17 protein-coding genes are annotated in these 17,489 nt (G+C 65.9%); 6 read left to right on the top strand and 11 right to left on the bottom strand.

Features of this window, described 5'->3' with window-relative positions; genetic code table 11:
* Positions 1 to 53 precede the first annotated feature (53 nt).
* The 4 genes from CSW63_RS10825 to gyrA all read right to left on the bottom strand — a co-directional run bounded on the left by CSW63_RS10825 (position 54) and on the right by gyrA (position 5,114).
* The gene (locus tag CSW63_RS10825; RefSeq protein ID WP_099503736.1) at positions 54 to 902 is read right to left on the bottom strand and encodes a peptidylprolyl isomerase; all 849 of its coding nucleotides are present in this window, start codon (positions 900 to 902) and stop codon (positions 54 to 56) included.
* Entirely contained in the window at positions 899 to 1,732 is an 834-nt protein-coding gene (locus CSW63_RS10820; RefSeq protein WP_062097055.1) for a peptidylprolyl isomerase, read from the bottom strand. The genes CSW63_RS10825 and CSW63_RS10820 overlap by 4 nt, the downstream gene beginning before the upstream one ends.
* 107 nt (positions 1,733 to 1,839) lie before the next feature.
* Complete coding sequence (coaD, locus tag CSW63_RS10815; protein ID WP_062097056.1) at positions 1,840 to 2,331, bottom strand: pantetheine-phosphate adenylyltransferase; 492 nt, start codon at positions 2,329 to 2,331, stop codon at positions 1,840 to 1,842.
* A 26-nt stretch (positions 2,332 to 2,357) separates the two neighbouring features.
* A complete protein-coding gene (gyrA, locus tag CSW63_RS10810) occupies positions 2,358 to 5,114 on the bottom strand; it encodes a DNA gyrase subunit A (RefSeq protein ID WP_062097057.1) in 2,757 nt (918 codons plus the stop codon).
* 124 nt (positions 5,115 to 5,238) lie between these two features.
* Between gyrA and CSW63_RS10805 the strand changes: the two genes are divergently transcribed.
* Together CSW63_RS10805 and CSW63_RS10800 are read left to right on the top strand one after the other, a co-directional pair.
* Positions 5,239 to 5,763, top strand: coding sequence for a superoxide dismutase family protein (locus tag CSW63_RS10805; protein WP_062097058.1), 525 nt, complete (start codon positions 5,239 to 5,241; stop codon positions 5,761 to 5,763).
* A 43-nt stretch (positions 5,764 to 5,806) separates the two neighbouring features.
* Entirely contained in the window at positions 5,807 to 6,325 is a 519-nt protein-coding gene (locus CSW63_RS10800) for a hypothetical protein (RefSeq protein ID WP_062097059.1), read from the top strand.
* Here the strand turns inward: CSW63_RS10800 and CSW63_RS10795 are convergent.
* On the bottom strand, positions 6,322 to 7,263 hold the full coding sequence (locus CSW63_RS10795) for a DMT family transporter (protein WP_168193637.1): 942 nt from the start codon (positions 7,261 to 7,263) through the stop codon (positions 6,322 to 6,324). The two genes, CSW63_RS10800 and CSW63_RS10795, sit on opposite strands and share 4 nt — an antisense overlap.
* Positions 7,260 to 8,522 carry an adenosylmethionine--8-amino-7-oxononanoate transaminase gene (locus tag CSW63_RS10790; RefSeq protein WP_062097062.1) on the bottom strand — a complete coding sequence of 421 codons (1,263 nt, stop codon included), beginning with the start codon at positions 8,520 to 8,522 and terminating at the stop codon, positions 7,260 to 7,262. The genes CSW63_RS10795 and CSW63_RS10790 overlap by 4 nt, the downstream gene beginning before the upstream one ends.
* 70 nt (positions 8,523 to 8,592) lie before the next feature.
* Between CSW63_RS10790 and bioF the strand changes: the two genes are divergently transcribed.
* Together bioF and bioD are read left to right on the top strand one after the other, a co-directional pair.
* Positions 8,593 to 9,747: an 8-amino-7-oxononanoate synthase gene (bioF, locus tag CSW63_RS10785; protein ID WP_062097064.1), complete on the top strand. Its 1,155-nt coding sequence runs from the start codon at positions 8,593 to 8,595 to the stop codon at positions 9,745 to 9,747.
* Entirely contained in the window at positions 9,744 to 10,403 is a 660-nt protein-coding gene (bioD, locus tag CSW63_RS10780) for a dethiobiotin synthase (RefSeq protein ID WP_062097066.1), read from the top strand. Before bioF ends, bioD begins: the two co-directional genes overlap by 4 nt.
* Here the strand turns inward: bioD and CSW63_RS10775 are convergent.
* Positions 10,400 to 11,260, bottom strand: coding sequence for an NAD(P)-dependent oxidoreductase (locus CSW63_RS10775; protein ID WP_062097067.1), 861 nt, complete (start codon positions 11,258 to 11,260; stop codon positions 10,400 to 10,402). The two genes, bioD and CSW63_RS10775, sit on opposite strands and share 4 nt — an antisense overlap.
* Positions 11,261 to 11,374: 114 nt before the next feature.
* On the opposite strand from CSW63_RS10775, the gene CSW63_RS10770 reads away from it, so the two are divergent.
* Complete coding sequence (locus CSW63_RS10770; protein ID WP_062097069.1) at positions 11,375 to 12,274, top strand: flagellar motor protein MotB; 900 nt, start codon at positions 11,375 to 11,377, stop codon at positions 12,272 to 12,274.
* A 99-nt stretch (positions 12,275 to 12,373) separates the two neighbouring features.
* Positions 12,374 to 13,213, top strand: a complete 840-nt coding sequence (locus CSW63_RS10765; protein ID WP_062097071.1) for an arginyltransferase — start codon at positions 12,374 to 12,376, stop codon at positions 13,211 to 13,213.
* 39 nt (positions 13,214 to 13,252) lie between these two features.
* Here CSW63_RS10765 and CSW63_RS10760 read toward each other — a convergent pair whose 3' ends face one another.
* The 4 genes from CSW63_RS10760 to CSW63_RS10745 all read right to left on the bottom strand — a co-directional run bounded on the left by CSW63_RS10760 (position 13,253) and on the right by CSW63_RS10745 (position 17,410).
* Positions 13,253 to 14,020 (bottom strand): SDR family oxidoreductase, encoded by a 768-nt coding sequence (locus CSW63_RS10760; RefSeq protein WP_062097073.1) that lies wholly within the window; start codon positions 14,018 to 14,020, stop codon positions 13,253 to 13,255.
* Positions 14,021 to 14,031: 11 nt separating this feature from the next.
* Positions 14,032 to 14,967 (bottom strand): nitronate monooxygenase family protein, encoded by a 936-nt coding sequence (locus CSW63_RS10755; protein WP_062097075.1) that lies wholly within the window; start codon positions 14,965 to 14,967, stop codon positions 14,032 to 14,034.
* A gap of 8 nt (positions 14,968 to 14,975) precedes the next feature.
* A complete protein-coding gene (locus CSW63_RS10750) occupies positions 14,976 to 15,938 on the bottom strand; it encodes a zinc-binding alcohol dehydrogenase family protein (protein WP_062097077.1) in 963 nt (320 codons plus the stop codon).
* 161 nt (positions 15,939 to 16,099) lie between these two features.
* Entirely contained in the window at positions 16,100 to 17,410 is a 1,311-nt protein-coding gene (locus CSW63_RS10745) for a serine hydrolase (protein ID WP_062097079.1), read from the bottom strand.
* Between the last annotated feature and the right edge of the window lie 79 nt (positions 17,411 to 17,489).

Below are 17,489 nucleotides of genomic sequence, written 5' to 3'. Positions count from 1 at the left end.
GCGTGGATTACGCACCGCTGTGAACACCACCGCAGCCGGAAATCCGTCCCGTACTACCGAACTTCGACCGGCAGCTCGATATCGCAGACCGAAAAATCGGCTCCTCTCGTCGCCCGGAGCCTTTGGGTCTCGGCGGCGAACCAAGGCCCCTTGGGATCGATCACGCGCACCTTAGGGCGCTCGCTTTCGGGGATATCCGAGAGCAGTCGAACTTTCTGCATCATGTCCTGAGGCGCTGGAACGGGCTCCCCCGTCTTGATGGCGCGAACAGCCTCAAGACCACTGATCACCCGGCCAAACGCCGTGTAGCGCTTGTCGAGCGACGGGTACGGCTGGCGCATCAGAAAGAACTGGCTATTGGCGGAGTTGTTGTCGTCGTCTCGCGCCATGCCGATCACGCCAGGGCAATATGTGCCCCAGGCAGAGACCTTCTTGTCGCTGGTCACGTCGCTCCAGCTCCAGTTCTGGCTAACGATCGGCAGCGACTTGACGTAGCCAACCTCCAGACCCGCCGGGGCGGCCATTGGTACGAAGCCGGTTTCGGCCGTGCGCCGGAACGTGAACTCGGCTTTCAAGTTCGGGCGATCCGAACCGCCCTCGCCAGTATTGGTCGGGTCACCCGTCTGGGCCATAAAACGGTCGATCACCCGGAAAAAGGTACGGCCGTCATAGACGCCCGCGCGGGTCAGGTCCTGCAGGCGCGCAACGTGATTGGGCGCGACTTCCGGAACCAATTCGACCAGCACGCGCCCCTTGTTGGTGTCGATCACCATGACCGTTTCAGGCGCCGGCGTGCGCCAGTCGGCTTCCGTGAGCTTGACAACCTTAGGAGCCGCCATCGCCGACTGAGCGACAGCCGCCAGACACAGACCGGTCAAAAGGGCGCGGGCGATCATCATCATTTCACCTGGGCGGGAACGTCGACGTCACAATTGGTGAAGCTCGCGCCCAGCTCCCCCTGGCGCTTGGTCACCAGGGCCTTGAACGCCGCGCCGCGCGTATCCATCACCTGGATCGTGGGACGCTTGTCGGCCGGCATGTCGGCCAGGATCTTGACGCTCAACATCTTGTCCTGCGGATCCGGCACGGGCTCGCCTGTCTTGATCGCCTTCACGACCTCAACACCCTGCAGCACGCGACCAAAGGCGGTGTAGGTCTTGTCGAGGCCCGCATTGGCGGCGCGCATGAAGTAAAACTGGCTGTTGGCGCTGTTGGGATCGCCCGCGCGGGCCATGCCGACGACTCCCGTGCAGAAGTTGCCCCAGGTCGAGACCTTCCGGTCGGCCGTCATCACCGCCAGAGCCGATGGCTGGCTGGTCACGGGCAGCGCCTTCACCCAGCCCGCCTCGTTGCTGCCAAGCTTGAAGCCGGCGCCCAGCGGCGTCTCCGCGCCGCGCCGGAAATTGAACTCCGCCGTCAGGTCCGGCAGGTCCGAACCGCCCTCGCCGGTGTTCTTGGGATCACCCGTCTGGGCCATGAAATCGGCGATGACCCGAAAGAAGGTCAGGCCATCATAAAAGCCGCTCTTGGCGAGGGTCCGGACCCGTTCGACATGGTTGGGCGCGACCTCCGGGTAGAGTTCGGCGATGATGCGGCCCTTGTTCGTCTCGACAACCAGCACGTTGTTGGGATCGGGTGTGCGCCAGTCGGAAACGGTTTGGGCCGAGGCCGCGCCAAAGGAAACCGTGGTGGCGGCCAACGCCATCGCGGCGGCGGTCGTGGCGAACTTCATGGAGTACCCCGAACAGAACAGTCGCGGCCGGGCGTAGAACGACACGGCCTCCCCGACAAGTGCGGCGACTGTTGAAGCGCAGGAATTCGGCCGGATCGGGGCGAAGGCTAGGCTTTGCCAACCTTCGCCAGCAGCTGCTGAGCCACGCCCGGCGGCACGAACTTGCCGATATCCCCGCCCAGGCTCGCGATTTCCTTCACCAGGCGCGAAGCGATCGCCTGGTGACGCGGGTCGGCCATCAGGAAGACCGTCTCGATCTCACGGTCCAGCTGCTGGTTCATCGCCGTCATCTGGAACTCGTATTCGAAGTCGGCCACGGCCCGCAGGCCGCGCACGATCATCTGGGCGTTCACATCGCGGGCGAAGTGCATCAGCAGGCTATTGAAGGGCCGCACCTCGATCTCGGCGATCTTCTTCAGATGAGCGGTCTCGCGCTCCAGGATCTCGACCCGCTCTTCCAGCGAGAAGAGCGGCCCTTTGCCGATATTGATCGCGACGCCAATCACCAGCTTGTCGACCAGCTTCACGGCCCGCCCGATGATGTCGAGGTGACCGTTGGTGACCGGATCGAAGGTCCCCGGATAAAGCCCGACCCGCATGCAACCCCCTCTACTGGCTGCGAGGGTTACGGGGTCTCTTCCGCCCCGCTGTCCTCGCCCTGGTTGTCGTCCCCGCCGGAATCGGCGAGGCGTTCGACGCTGACGACGTGCTCGTCCTGCGCGGTACGGAAGATGGTTACGCCCTGAGTATTCCGCGCTGCAACACGAATTTGCGAAACAGGCACCCGGATCAGTTGTCCCTGGTCGGTGACCAGGAGGATCTGATCGCTCTCATCGACCGGGAACGAGCCCACAAGACGGCCGCCGCGCTTGCTCAGATCCTGAGCCGCCAGGCCCTGACCGCCACGGCCCGTCCGACGGAAATCATAGGCGCTGGTGCGCTTGCCGAAGCCTTCCGACGACACGGTCAGCAGGGTTTCCTCGGCCGCGCCAAGCTCGATGATGCGCTCCTGCGATAGCTCGGTGGCCTCGCCGTCCTCTTCGCCGTCGTCCGCAGTGGCCGGGGCCTCGTCGCCTTCCTCGCCCTGGGCGCGCAACAAGGCGCGCTGGTACTTCAGATAGGCCGCTCGTTCGGCGGGAGTCGCGTCCACGCTGCGCAGCACCGCCATCGAGATGACCTGATCGCCGTCCAGCAGCTTCACACCGCGAACGCCGGTGGAGTCGCGGCTGGCGAATACGCGCACTTCGTCGACCGAGAAGCGGATGCAACGGCCGGCCGCCGTGGTCAGCAGCACATCCTGATCGGCGTTGCAGACCGCCACGCCGACGATGCCGTCGCCTTCGTCCAGCTTCATGGCGATCTTGCCGTTGCGGCGCACGTCCACAAAGTCGCTGAGCTTGTTGCGACGCACGCTGCCCGAGCGGGTGGCGAACATTACGTCCAGGCCGCCCCACGTCGCCTCATCCTCCGGCAGGGCCAGGATCGAGGTGATCGTCTCGCCCGGCTCGATCGGCAGTAGGTTGACGAACGCCTTGCCGCGCGAATTGGCGACGCCTAGCGGCAGGCGCCACACCTTCATCTTGTAGACCTTGCCGCCTGAGGTGAAGAACAGCAGCGGCGCGTGGGTCGAGGCCGAGAATACGCGCGTGACCGCGTCCTCGTTCTTTGTCGCCATGCCCGACTTGCCCTTGCCGCCCCGGTGCTGGGTCCGGTAGTTGGCCAGCGGCGTGCGCTTCACGTAACCGCCCATGGTGACGGTGATGACCATGTCCTCGCGGACGATCAGGTCTTCGTCTTCCATGTCGGCGTCGCCGTCGACGATCTGGCAACGGCGCGGAATGGCGAACTTCTCGCGTACCTCGACCAGTTCCTCGCGAACCACGGCCATGATGTTGGCGCGGTCGGACAGCAGCTCCAGGTAGCCACGAATGGCGTCGGCCAACGCCGCCGCCTCGTTGCCGATTTCGTCGCGGCCCAGGCCCGTTAGGCGCGACAGGGTCAGAGCCAAGATGGCGCGGGCTTGCTCGTCGGTCAGGCGAATGAGGCCGCCTTCTTCCTGCACTGTGCGCGGGTCGGCGATCAGCTCGACCAGGGGCAGCATGTCGCCGGCCGGCCAGGACTTGGCCACCAGACGCTCGCGCGCCTCGGTCGGATCCTTGGACGAACGGATGATGTGGATGAACTCGTCGATATTGGCGACGGCGATCGTCAGGCCGACCAGCACGTGGCCGCGATCACGAGCCTTGCCCAGTTCGAACTTAGTCCGGCGGACAACGACTTCCTCGCGGAACTCGACGAACAGCTGCAGCAGCTTGTGCAGGCCCATCTGTTCAGGGCGCCCGCGATTGAGCGCCAGCATGTTGACGCCGAACGAGCTCTGCAGCGCGGTGAAGCGGTACAGCTGGTTGAGGATCACCTCGCCCGAGGCGTCACGCTTCAGCTCGACCACGATGCGCATGCCGTCGCGGTTGCTCTCGTCGCGGATGTCGGCGACGCCCTCGATCTTCTTTTCGCGGACCAGCTCGGCGATGTGCTCGACCAGATTGGCCTTGTTCACCTGATACGGAATCTCGGTGATGATGATGGCCTCGCGGCCGGCGCGCAGCTCTTCCACGCTGGCCACGCCGCGCATGATCACCGAGCCACGGCCCGTCAGCAGCGCCTGACGCGGTCCGGCGCGGCCGATGATCTCCCCGCCCGTCGGGAAGTCCGGCCCGGGCACCAGATCCAGCAGTTGATCGGTCGTCACGTCCGGCTGGTCGATCAGCAGCAGACAGGCGTCGATCACCTCGCCCAGATTGTGCGGCGGGATGTTGGTGGCCATGCCGACGGCGATGCCGCCCGCACCGTTGACGAGCAAGTTCGGGATGCGCGACGGCAGGACGGTCGGTTCCTGCTCCTTGCCATCGTAGTTGTCGGCGAAATCGACCGTGTCCTTGTCGAGGTCGGCCAGGAGGGCCATGGCCGGCGGGGCCATACGGCACTCGGTGTAGCGCATGGCTGCCGGCATATCGCCGTCGACCGAGCCGAAGTTGCCCTGACCGTCGATCAGAACCAGGCCCATCGAGAACGGCTGGGTCATCCGGACCAGGGTGAAATAGATCGAGGCGTCGCCGTGTGGGTGATACTTACCCATCACGTCACCGACCACGCGGGCGGATTTGACGTAGGGTCGCTCCGGCGTCTGGCCCTGCTCGTGCATCGAGAACAACACCCGGCGGTGAACGGGCTTGAGACCGTCGCGCGCGTCCGGCAGGGCGCGGCTGACGATCACGCTCATCGCGTAATCCAGATACGAGCGGCGGAGTTCGTCCTCGATATTGATCGGGGCGATATCCCCGCGCGGACCGTCTGCGGGGATGGTGTTGTGATCGTCGTTCAAGGGGATTTTTCGCCGTCAGAATCGAACACGGAACTGTCTAAAACTGTTAGCATTCGGATAGGGTCGACGCCACCTTTCGGGGGGCTGATCCCCGTCGTTTCGCTTGAATCCGAAGGAAAATCGCATGATCCGTCTCCCCGCCGCCGCCGCGCTTGGCCTCGCCGCCGCCGTCGCCGCTTCCCCGGCCTTGGCGCAGACCACCGCGACCGCCGCCGTCAAAGCCGGCGACGGCAAGGACGCGGGCGTCGTGACCATCACCGAAGCCCCGCATGGCGTGCTGCTGAAGCTCGAACTCAAGGGGCTGACGCCCGGCTGGCACGCGGCGCACTTCCACGAGAAGGGCGACTGCGGCGCTCCGGACTTCAAGTCGGCGGGCGCCCACGTTCACACGGCCGCGACCACGGTGCATGGGTTGTTGAACCCCGACGCCAACGACAGCGGTGATCTGCCAAATATCTTCGCGGGCGCGGACGGTTCGGCGACGGCCGAAATCTACTCGACCCTGGTGTCCCTGAAGGGCGCCGGCGGCCGCCCTGCCCTGCTGGACGCCGACGGCTCCTCGATCGTCGTTCACGCCAATCCCGACGATCATAAGACCCAGCCCATCGGCGGCGCCGGCGCGCGGGTGGCTTGCGGCGTGATCAAGTAGCCGCCTAACCTCCCGTCGAGACGCCGTCTTGGCGGGAGGCCCCATGCGTTCCTGGCGACTTTCGTTTGTGGCGGCTCTGCTCGTGGCGACGGGCGCGTGTGACAACCCAGGAAAGGACAAGAGCGGGGCGAAGCCGCCATCCGCAGCTACTGCGCCCCAGCAGGCCGCTCGCCCCGCCACGGCAGAACTTATCTCGATCGCCTGGGCGCCGGCGAACGCCGACCAAAACTTGCAAGCCTTCGCCCTTCGGGTCACGGGCATTGACGTGCTGGCTGTCTGTCACGTCCCTGCAGGCTGGACCATTAATGTCACGGGCGCCGGCGCGGGCATCACGGAACTGGAAGGCCACGCCACGGTTGGCGCAGCCTTCCTAGGACTCGACAATCTCGCGGACATCGCCGGCCTCTTCCTGGTGCGCACCCGAACGGGAGAAGCGCCCAGCGTCTCGGGAAAGCTCACCACCGGCGTCTATGGCGGCGACGGTGGACAGGTCGAGATAACAGCCTCCGCCGCCACGCTGCGCCGCGAGCCGGCGTCACAGTGCCCGCCGCCGAAGGGCTAAGCCGTTTCCGCCAAGGCCTCTTCGGCCCGCGCCCGCTTTTCCGTCAGGGCCACAAGCGCCACGCCGACCATCGTCGCCGCGCCGCCGATCAGCAGCTGGGGCGTTAGCTTGTCGCCCAGGAACAGCACGCCGATCGTGCAAGACACCAGCGGCGTCAGCAGGAAGTACGGCGTCACGCGGCCCGCCTCGCGCCGTTGAACCAGCCAGAACAGCAGCGCGCTGGCCCCGATCGTCGAGACCACACCCGCAAACACGACGCACACCCAGGCGATGGGCGGCGCGGCCATCACGCGCTCCACCACCCGCCCCTCGAAGGTGAACGACATCGCCAACAGCGTCGGCGCTGCGAACAGCGCGGTGATCGCCTGCACCTTCAACGGCTTCGCGCCCGGCGTCATGCGGACCAGGATCGTGGCCACCGCCCAGCAAGCGCTGGCCGCGACGATCAACACGATCGCGGGTAGGTCACCGGACGTGTGGGGATCCAGCGTCATCCAGGCGACACCGACGAAGGCGACGATCAGGCCCAGCACCGCCGGCAGACTCATGGTCTCGCCCAGCAGCCTCCACGCGACCAACGCGGTGAACGGAATCCAGAGCTGGCTAGCCACCACCAGCGGGCTCAAAGATTGGCCCATGCCGAAACCGACATAGACGAGGCCGAAGTGGATCGGACCTGTCAGCAACACGATCGCGGCCAGCTTCCTGGGTTCTGGAAACGGCGGGCGAATGAACGGGAACAGGAAGACCAGGGCGGCCAGGAAGCGCAGCCCCCCAACGGTCATGGGTGGCAGATAGGCGGTGGCGACCTTGGCGGCGGCGTTATTGATTCCCCAAGTCATGATGATCGCGAAGATCGCCAGATACTCCAGGACCGAGAGCGGGGATGACTTGCCGGACATAGCTCCGCTTGGACCAGACCCGGCGAGCCGGGTCAATCGACGCCGACAACCTGTCGCACGGCGCGCGTCAACAGCGCCAGATCATCGTCCGGCGTCATGAAGGCAGGCGTCAGATAGACCACCTTGCCCATCGGGCGGATCCAGGCGCCGAGCGCGGCGAAACGCGCGCAGAGGTCCGAGACGGCGACCGGCTCCTCGAACTCAACGACCCCGATCGCGCCCAGCGTGCGGACATCGACTACGCCCTTGCCGGCGCGACAGGGTTCAAGTCCCTCGGTTAACGCTATCGAGACGCGCGCTACCTCGTACGCCCAGGCGCCGTCCTCAAAGAGGTCCAGCGAGGCGTTGGCGGCGGCGCAGGCCAGCGGGTTGGCCATATAGGTGGGGCCATGCATCAAGGCAGCCTGCGGATCGTCTGACCAGAAGGCCTCGCACACATGGCGGCGCGCCACGGCCGCGGAGAGCGGGAGAGTCCCGCCGGTCAGCGCCTTGGATAAGGTGACGATGTCCGGCTCGACGTTCGCCGCCTGCATCGCGAACAGAGACCCCGTCCGACCAAAGCCCGTGAAGATTTCGTCGAAGATCAGCAGCACGCCATGCTTGTCAGCGAGGCGCCGGAGGGCCCGGAGCACCTCCGGCGGATGCAACAGCATGCCGCCCGCGCCCTGAATCAAGGGCTCGACCAGCATGGCGGCGATCTCTGAGCCCCGCGCCGCGAGCAGGGCGTCAAGCGCTGCTTCCGAGGTAGCATCGCGCGGCAAGTCGGCGATCACCTGGCCCGGCATGACGCCGGCAAACAGGCTGTGCATACCCTCCTCCGGATCGCAGACCGTCATCGTCGCCAGAGTGTCGCCGTGATAGCCGCCCCGGAACGCCAGAAACCGCGTGCGACCGCTTACGCCGCGATTAATCTGGTATTGCAGCGCCATCTTCATCGCGATTTCGACGGCGACCGAACCACTTTCGGCGAAGAACACGTGGTCGAGATCGCCCGGAAGCAGGGCCGCCAACCGCTTGGCCAAGCGATACGCCGGCTCATGCGCCAGACCGCCGAACATGACATGCGGCATCGCCTCGATCTGCTGACGCAGCGCATCGGCGATGTGCGGATGGTTATAGCCGTGGCAGGCCGTCCACCAGGACGCCAGGCCGTCGACCAATTCGCGGCCGTCCGCCAGGATCAGGCGCGAGCCGCGCGTGGCGACGACCGGCAGCGGAGGCCTGGCGGTCTTCATCTGGCAATAGGGCCGCCAGACATGCGGCGCGCCTTCGGTCAGCCAGAGGGGGTCGGACATGACGCTTTCCGTTTGCGGACTCGGGGCGCCTTGCCTATCCCCCGGCTCCATCGTCGGAAAGGGAAATGACATGCGGAGCCTCGACGCCTTCGCCAGCCAAAAGCTGGCGGCCCTCGACGTAAAGAGCCTCAGGCGACGCCTGTCCCCGACCCGCCGCTACGACGGCGCGGTGGTCGAGCGCGACGGCAAGCGACTGATCTCGTTTTCCTGCAACGACTATCTGAACCTCTCGCAGCACCCGTCGGTTCGCGCTGCGGCGGCTGAGGCGGCGCTGAACTACGGCGCCGGCGCGGCGGCCTCGCGGCTTGTCACCGGCGATCACCCCCTGCTGTCCGACCTTGAGAAGCGGCTGGCGCGGCTGAAGGGGACCGAAGCGGCTTGCGTCTTCGGCTCTGGATACCTCGCCAACACCGGCGTCATTCCGACCCTGGTCGGTCCCGGCGATGTCGTGCTGGTCGACGCCCTGGCCCACGCCTGCATCTGGGCGGGCGCGCAGTTGTCCGGCGCCAAGGTCGTGAAGTTCGCTCACAACGATCCGGCGGATCTCGAACGCCTGCTCACGGCAGAGCGCGCTGCGGCGCGCCACGCCCTTGTCGCGACGGATGGCGTCTTCTCGATGGACGGCGACATCGCGCCGCTCGACGTGTTGTCTGATCTCTGCCAGCGACACGACGCTTGGCTGCTGAGCGACGACGCGCATGGCGTGGGGGTTCTCGCCGGCGGGCGCGGCTCGGGCGCGCTTTTTCCGGCTGCGAAAATCCCGCTGCAGATGGGCACGCTGTCGAAGGCGCTCGGCTCGTATGGCGGCTATCTGTGCGGCTCCCAGGCGGTGGTCGACCTGCTGAAGACCCGCGCGCGAACCTTGGTCTACGCCACAGGCCTCCCCCCCGCCTCCGTCGCCGCGGCCCTGGCGGCGCTGGATTTGATCGAGGCTGATCCGGCCATGACCGAGGCGCCGCTAGCCAAGGCTCGGCTATTCACCCGCCGGCTTCAGCTGCCGGAGGCCCGCAGCCCGATCGCGCCCGTCATCCTGGGCTCGGCGGAAAGCGCCCTCGCCGCTTCGGCGAAACTCCAGGAGCAAGGGTTCCTCGTTATCGCGATCCGTCCGCCGACGGTTCCGGAAGGAACGGCGCGCCTGCGGATCGCGTTCAGCGCCGCCCACAACGACGAGGATGTCATCCGGCTGGCCGATGCTATCGCCGCCTTGCGGGAAGCTGTTTCGTGAAAGCGTTTTTCGTCGCCGGCACGGGAACCGATCTCGGCAAGACCCATGTGGCGTGCGCCTTGCTGGAAGCGGCGCGCGCACGAGGCCTGAGGGTCGACGCCTTCAAGCCCGTGGTCAGCGGCTTTGACCCCGAAGCGCCCGACGACAGCGATCCGGCCCGGCTGGCGTCCGCCCTGGGCCGCCCCCAAGCCTGGCCCGAAGTGTCTCCGCGTCGCTACAGAGCGCCCTTGGCTCCGAACCTGGCCGCACGGCTGGAAGGCGACGCCCTGCGCATGGACGACCTCATCGCCGACTGCCGACAATGGCTTGCCGAACGCGATGTGGACCTCGCCCTCATCGAAGGCGCGGGCGGAGTGATGTCGCCCATGACCGACCATGCGACCAACCTCGACCTCATGGCCGCCCTTGGGCTGCCCGTACTGCTGATCGCGGGCAGCTATCTGGGCACGGCCAGCCACCTGCTGACGGCGCTTGAAGTTGTTCGCGCGCGGGGCCTGGCCGTCGCGGCGGTCGTGGTAAGCGAAAGCCTGGAAGCCCCCGACCTGGATCAAACCCTGGACCTGCTCCGCGCGTTCGAACATCACGCGCCGATCCTAAGCGCGCCGCGCACCGGGTGTTGGGGAGCCGATGCGCTGGTCGACCTGCTCGCGGCTTAACGGTCCTTCTCGAGGCGAGCGACCAGGCTGGACGTATCCCAACGGTTGCCGCCCATCGCCTGGACCTCGGCGTAGAACTGATCGATCAGGGCTGTGGCGGGCAGCTTGGCGCCGTTCGTGCGCGCTTCGTCCAGGGCGATCCCGAGATCCTTGCGCATCCAGTCGACCGCGAAGCCGAAATCGAACTTGCCCTGCGCCATGGTCGGCCAGCGGTTTTCCATCTGCCACGACTGAGCCGAGCCCTTGGAGATCGCCGCTAGCACATCGTCGGTCGGCAGACCGGCGTGCTTGGCGAAGTGCAGCGCCTCAGCGACACCCTGGACGACGCCGGCGATAGCGATCTGGTTGCACATCTTGGTCAGTTGGCCAGCGCCGACCTCGCCCATGCGCCGCACAGCCTTGGCGTAGACCTCGATCACCGGCAGGACCCGGTCATAGGCCGCCTGTTCGCCGCCCGCCATGATCGTCAACTGGCCGTTCTCCGCGCCGGCTTGGCCGCCAGACACGGGCGCGTCGACGAACGCACGGCCGCTTTGCGCCGCCAGCGCAGCCATCTCCCGCGCCACCTTGGCCGAGGTGGTCGTATGATCGACGATGACGCCGCCTTCGGCCATGGCCGGCAGGACCTGCGCCACGACGTCGCGGACATCGTCGTCATTGCCCACGCACAGGAGCACCACCTCGGCGCCAGCCACGGCCTCGGCAATGGTCTCAAACGCCCGTCCGCCGTGCTGTTCGGCCCAGCGACGGGCCTTTTCCGGGGAGCGGTTGTAGACGGCGACCTCATGGCCAGCGGCCTTCAGGTGACCGGCCATCGGGAAGCCCATCACGCCCATGCCGATAAACGCCGTCTTCATACCGCTGCTCCTAAAAAGAAGGCTCGGATAAAGCGCGCAACGACTGTTCCGGCAACCCCATCTTAACGACCTTTGGGCAGGTTGCGGGCTTAAGGTTAAGCAGGCTTAAGCACGATGGCGGTCAACAGCGAACAGCCGATCATCATCAAGAAGGTCAAGAAGGGCGGCGGCCATGGTCACCATGGCGGCGCCTGGAAGGTGGCCTATGCCGACTTCGTGACGGCGATGATGGCGTTCTTTCTGCTGATGTGGCTGCTCAACACGACCAGCCCCGAGCAGAAGCAGGGCATCGCCGACTATTTCGCGCCGGCCTCGATCTCGTCCACCACTAGCGGCTCCGGCGGCATCTTGGGCGGCACCTCGCTCGGCGATGACGGCGCCAAGGCCGACGGCAAGCTCTCGGTCGTTCAGCAGATGGCCCCCGAAGCCCCGCAGGACGTGAGCAAGGACGCGCAGAGCAGCGAGAGCGCCAATCTGGACTCCGCTAGCGAGCAGGCGCTTCGCGACGCCCTGGCCAAGAAGGAACAGGACAGCTTCGCCTCGGCCGCCCAGTCCTTGCGCCAGTCGCTGCAGGATATGCCCGAGCTCGCGGAGCTCTCGAAGCAGATCCTGATCGACCAGACGCCGGAAGGCTTGCGCATCCAGTTGGTCGACCAGGAAGGTCGCGCGATGTTCAAGGAAAACTCCAAGGAGCCGAATGACCGCACGCGGATCCTGCTCCGCGCCGTGGCCAAGGTGATCAACCAACTGCCGAACCGTGTGACGATCTCGGGTCACACCAGCGCCAACGCGTATGGCAAGAAGCAGGACGGCGACTGGGCCCTTTCAGCGCAACGCGCGGACGCTTCACGGCAGATTCTTCGCGGCGCGGGCGTCGATGACGACCGCATCTATCAGGTGTCCGGCAAGGCCAACTCGGAGCCGCTTTACGCAGACGATCCGACCCTGGCGGGCAACCGCCGGATTTCGATCGTTCTCCTGCGCGAAAAGCCCGTTCTGCCCGACGGACTGTGACCGTTCGCCGCGCCGCGCTTGCGTGAAGCTTGCGCATCGAAACGCTATGCCCCCTAATCTCGTTCTGAGCCGCAACAAGATGAAGGGAACTGGCCGGACGTGACGCAGCATTTTCCGACGCGACAGCTTCGGTTCTTTCTGACGGCGCCCACGCCTTGCCCTTACCTGCCCGGTCGTGAAGAGCGGAAGGTGTTCGCGCACCTTCCCCTGTCAGACGGACCGATCGTAAATGACAGCCTGACACAGGTCGGCTTCCGCCGTTCGCAGAACATCGCCTATCGCCCGGCCTGCGAAACCTGTCGCGCCTGCCAGTCCGCCCGCGCGCCAGCCGCTGAATACGTTCTGTCGCGATCCGAGCGGAAGATCCTCAATCGCAACGACGACCTGGAACGCCATTGGGTCGAGGCCGAGGCGACTCTTGAGCAGTTCGAACTGTTGCGGCGCTATCTCTTGGCCCGCCACGCCGACGGCGGCATGGCCGAGATGACCTGGCCCGATTATGTTGCGATGGTCGAGGATACGGCGGTCCGCACGCATCTGATCGAGTACCGGCGCAAGTCGGTCGATCGCGGCCCTGGCGATCTCGTCGCCTGCGTGCTGGTCGACATGCTCGCCGACGGCCTGTCCCTGGTCTACAGCTTCTATGAACCGGACCAGCCGCGCCGCAGCTTCGGCTCGTTCATCATTCTCGACCACATCGTGCAGGCGCAGCAGAACGCCCTACCCTACGTCTATCTGGGCTACTGGGTGCCGGGCAGCGAGAAGATGGCCTACAAGGCCCGTTTCTCGCCGCTGGAGATCCTGAAGCCTGGCGGTTGGTCTTTGATGTCGGCCCGTGAGCGCGGCGCGCGCGCGCCGCGCAGTCCTGGCGCCCTCAAGGACGCCTGCGACCTGCCCCTCAGCGACGCCGAACCGGCGGAGATCGAGGATCTGGAGTAAAGGCGCTCCCCGCCCCTGCGGGACGGGGAGCCGTGAGGCCTATCGCGCGAAGCTGACGCCGCCGTCGACCGTCACCGCGCCACCCACCACATAGTCCCCCGCCCGCGAGGCCAGATAAATGGCCGCGCCCGCCATGTCCTCGGCCTCGCCGATGCGGCCGGCCGGGATCATCTTGGCGACGGCGTCGGCGTGGTCGCGCGCCACCTTGTTCATGTCCGAGGCGAAGGCGCCCGGCGCGATGCAGCTGACCGCGATGTTCTCGGGCGCCAGACGCAGGGCCATGCGCTTGGTCATGTGCAGCAGACCCGCCTTGGACGCGCCATAGGGATAGGTCTCGTCCTTGGTGACCGACTGGCCGTCGATCGAGGCGATGTTGATCACCTTGGCCACCCGGTCCTTGGCCGCCGCCCGCAGTTCGCCGATCAGGGCCTGGGTCAGGAAGAACGGCGTCTTCATGTTCAGGTCGACCGTCTTGTCCCAACCGCTCTCGGGGAACTCGTCGAAGCCTGCGCCCCAGGCGGCGCCGGCGTTGTTGACCAGGATGTCGAGCTTGGGCTCGCGTTCCTTGATGCGGGCGGCGAGCCCCTGGATGCCTTCCATGGTGGAGATATCGCCCGGCAGCGAGACGCATTCGCCATACTGGCTCAGCTCCTCAGCGGCCGCGTCGCAGGCGGCGGCCTTGCGGGCGGTGATGTAGACGCGCTTGGCGCCGTGGGTCAGGAAGCCCTTGACGATCATCGCGCCGATGCCGCGCGAGCCACCGGTGACCAGAGCCACGCGGCCCTCAAGCGAAAACAGGTTCTGCATAGTCTTACCCTCTAGAAGCCGCGACTGGCGGCCAGGGCGCCGAGACGCCCTGTGATTTGATGAAACTGGGCGACGGTCTCGTCGATGATGTCTTGGGCTGACTTCACCTCATTGATGAGGCCAACGGTCTGGCCAGCGAGGGCTGGGGCGGCCTCCATGTCGCCGCCGAAATAGACTCCGAGGATGTTCTTCAGCACGTCCGGCGGCATGACGCCAGCGTCGTAGATTTCCTTGGTCAGCTCGGATTTGATGGCCCGGATACAGGGGCTGGCCTTCTTGTTCAGAACCCAGGTGCCAGTCTCCTTCGCCCCGGTGATCGCAGCCTTGTAGTTGGCGTGCACAGGGCTCTCAGCCGAGCTGACGAAGCGCGTGCCCATCTGCACGGCCTCGGCGCCGAGGGCGAAGGCGGCGGCCATGCCGCGTCCGTCGCAGATGCCGCCGGCGGCGACGAGCGGCACATCCACCTTCTCACGGATGGCCTGCAGCAGAACCAGAGTCGAGACCTCCTCTGGGTTCTTGAATCCGCCGCCTTCAGCGCCTTCGACGACGAGACCATCAACGCCGACCTCGACGCATTTGACCGCCGCGTCGACGGTCGGCACGGCGTGGTAGACGACAATGCCGGCGTCCTTGAGCGGGCCGATGAACTTGGCGGGACTGCCGGCCGAGGTCGTCACGAACTTGACCCCGCTGTCACAGACGAAGCGGAGCATGGCGTCGTCGCGGAGGAACATGATCGGCAGGTTCACCCCGAAGGGCAAACCGGTCTCGGCCATCTTGGTGATCTCGGCCTTGCAGTTCTCGGTCTCGCCGGACGAGGTCTCGATAATGCCCAGGCCGCCAGCGCGGGAGACCGCGCTGGCCAGTTGGTAGCGAGCGATCCAGCCCATGGGGGCCTGGATGATCGGATACTTCGCCCCGGTATGGGCGAGCACGCGGTTGGTCATGATCAGCCTCAGGGAATGAGCAGCACGCGGCCGACGGCTTGGCGGCTTTCGATGTAGGCGTGGGCGGCGGCGGCCTCGGACAGCGGGAACGTGCGGTCGATCACGACCTCAAGCTCGCCGTGCGCGGCCTTCTCAATCAGGTCCTGGATCATGTCGTGAACGCGATCGGTCATGATCTCGGCGCCCAGGAACACGCCGGTCAGGCTGCGATTGCCGCCCATCAGCGAGCCGACATCGACCTTCATCGGCTCGCGACCTGCGTTGCCCACCAGCGAGACGCGACCGCGATAGCCCAAGGCCGCGAGGCTGCCCGGCAGGGTCGCGCCGCCGACGGGATCTACGACCAGATCGACGCCCTTGCCGCCAGTTAGCTTCATGACCTGCTCGACCAGATCGTCGCGGCGATAGTTGATCCCGTGATCCATGCCGAACGGCTTGAGGCGCTCCAGGCGTTCATCGTTGGACGCCGACGCGAGAACAGTGGCTCCAGCCTGCTTGGCCAGCTGGATAGCGGCTAGGCCCACGGCGCCCGCGCCGGCCTGCACCAGCACCGTCTCGCCGGCCTTCAGTCGCCCGGCGCCGAAAAGGCACTCATGCGCCGTGCCGAACGGCACCGGGATCGCAGCGGCCTTATGGAGGTCGAAGCCTTCAGGGATCGGCCAGGCGTTGCGCGCCGGAACCGAACGCAGCTCGGCGTGGGAGCCAAAGGCGTTCACCGTCACGACCTTCTGGCCGACCTTCAGGTGGGTGACCTCGGCGCCGACCTCGACGATCTCGCCCGCCGCCTGGTAGCCGACGATGTGGGGCACGCCCGCCATCTGGCCACCGCCGCGATTGAGCGTGTCACCGCCCTCAATGCTGACCGCCTCGACGCGGATGACCACGCCCTGGGCGTGGCAGACAGGATCCGGAACATCCTCGTAGCGCAGAACGTCGGGAGCACCGGTTTCGTAATAGACAGCGGCTTTCATCAGCACCTCCCTTTTACCCCACCCCGACCTCACCCGGCGAAAGCCGGGGTCCAGATCGAACACGGGACCTCTCCTCATTGGCCGGGAGAACGGCGCGAGCGACCAAATCGCTCAGACTGAATCTGGGCCCCGGCTTTCGCCGGGGAAATCGGATGAAGGTGTTATTTCTTCGGATCGATCAGGGCGTCGTAGACAAGCTTGGCGCTGTCATCGTCGATGTCCTTGATCGCCGGATCGCCGCCCTTGTTGAGGATGTGGATCATACCGAGGAAGAAGAGATCGTTCTTCGGGTCGATCCAGAACCAGGTGCCGGCCGCGCCGCCCCAGCTAAACGTCCCCTCGCCCTGCGGACCCGCCTTGGCGCTGTCAAGCACGACGGCGAAGTCGAGACCGAAGCCGCGCCCGCGCGCCGTGTTGAACGGCGGCTCGCTGGAATTCATGATCGTGTCGCTCAGCGCATTGGTGCGCATCAGCTTGACCGTCTCGGGCTTCAGGATGCGCGCGCCCTCCAGTTCACCGCCGTTCAGCAGCATCTGGGCAAAGCGGGCGTAGTCGGCGTTGGTCGAGACGAGGCCGCCGCCGCCAGACGCCATGACGGGCGGCTTGCTGATGTCCAGCACCATAAAACCATCCGCCGGGACCAGCTTGTTGACCTTGGGGCTCCAGAGATAGAGCGACGCCAGTCGATCCGCCTTCTCGGCGGGCAGCCAGAAGCCCGTGTCCTTCATCTTCAGCGGGTCGAAGATGCGCTGCTTCATGAAGTCGCCCAGCGACATGCCGGTCAGCTTTTCAACGATCAGGCCCTGGATATCGACGGCGATGCTGTACTTCCAGCGCTTGCCCGGTTGATCCACCAGCGGGATCTCGGCGATCGCCTTGACGAAATCATCGCGCGAGCGCGCGCCCAGCACCTTGTCGGCGTAGGCTTTGTCGAGGGGATTGTCGGGGACGAGGCCATAGGCGAAGCCCGCCGAATGGCTCATCAGTTCGCGCATGGTCGGCGGGCGCTCGGCGGGAACTGTCTCGAACGACCCGTCTGCGTTCACGCTCTTAAACACCCGAAGATTAGCGAACTCGGGGATGAACTTGCTGACCGGATCGTCCAGCGTCCACTTGCCCTCTTCAAAGAGGATCATCATCGCGACGCCGGTCACCGGCTTGGTCTGCGAGTAGATTCGGAAGATCGTGTCCTTGGTCATCGGCGGGCCGTCGAAGCCCTTCTTGCCGTGGACCTCAAAGTTAACGACCTTGCCGTGACGGACAAGCATGGTGGTCACGCCAGGCAGGTGGCCCTTTTCGACCAGACCCTGCATGTGGGTATCCAGCTTCCTAAGGCCTTCGGCCGAGAACCCGGCGCTCTCAGGCGAAGCAGCGGCGATGGCCGGCGCCTTCGTCTCCGCCCAGGCTCCCGGCGCTCCCCCCGCCAAAAGCAGCGCGACGGCGCTCGCCGCCACCCATTTCCGGATCGCCAACCCAACCTCCCAAACAATTGTTTGAAGGACCTTAGAGCGAGGGCGCGACGGTTGGAACCCGCAATTTGCCGCCAGGCCC

The sequence above is a fragment of the Caulobacter sp. FWC26 genome, assembly GCF_002742645.2.
Lineage (GTDB): Bacteria > Pseudomonadota > Alphaproteobacteria > Caulobacterales > Caulobacteraceae > Caulobacter.
This window is presented reverse-complemented; position numbering and strand designations above follow the sequence as displayed.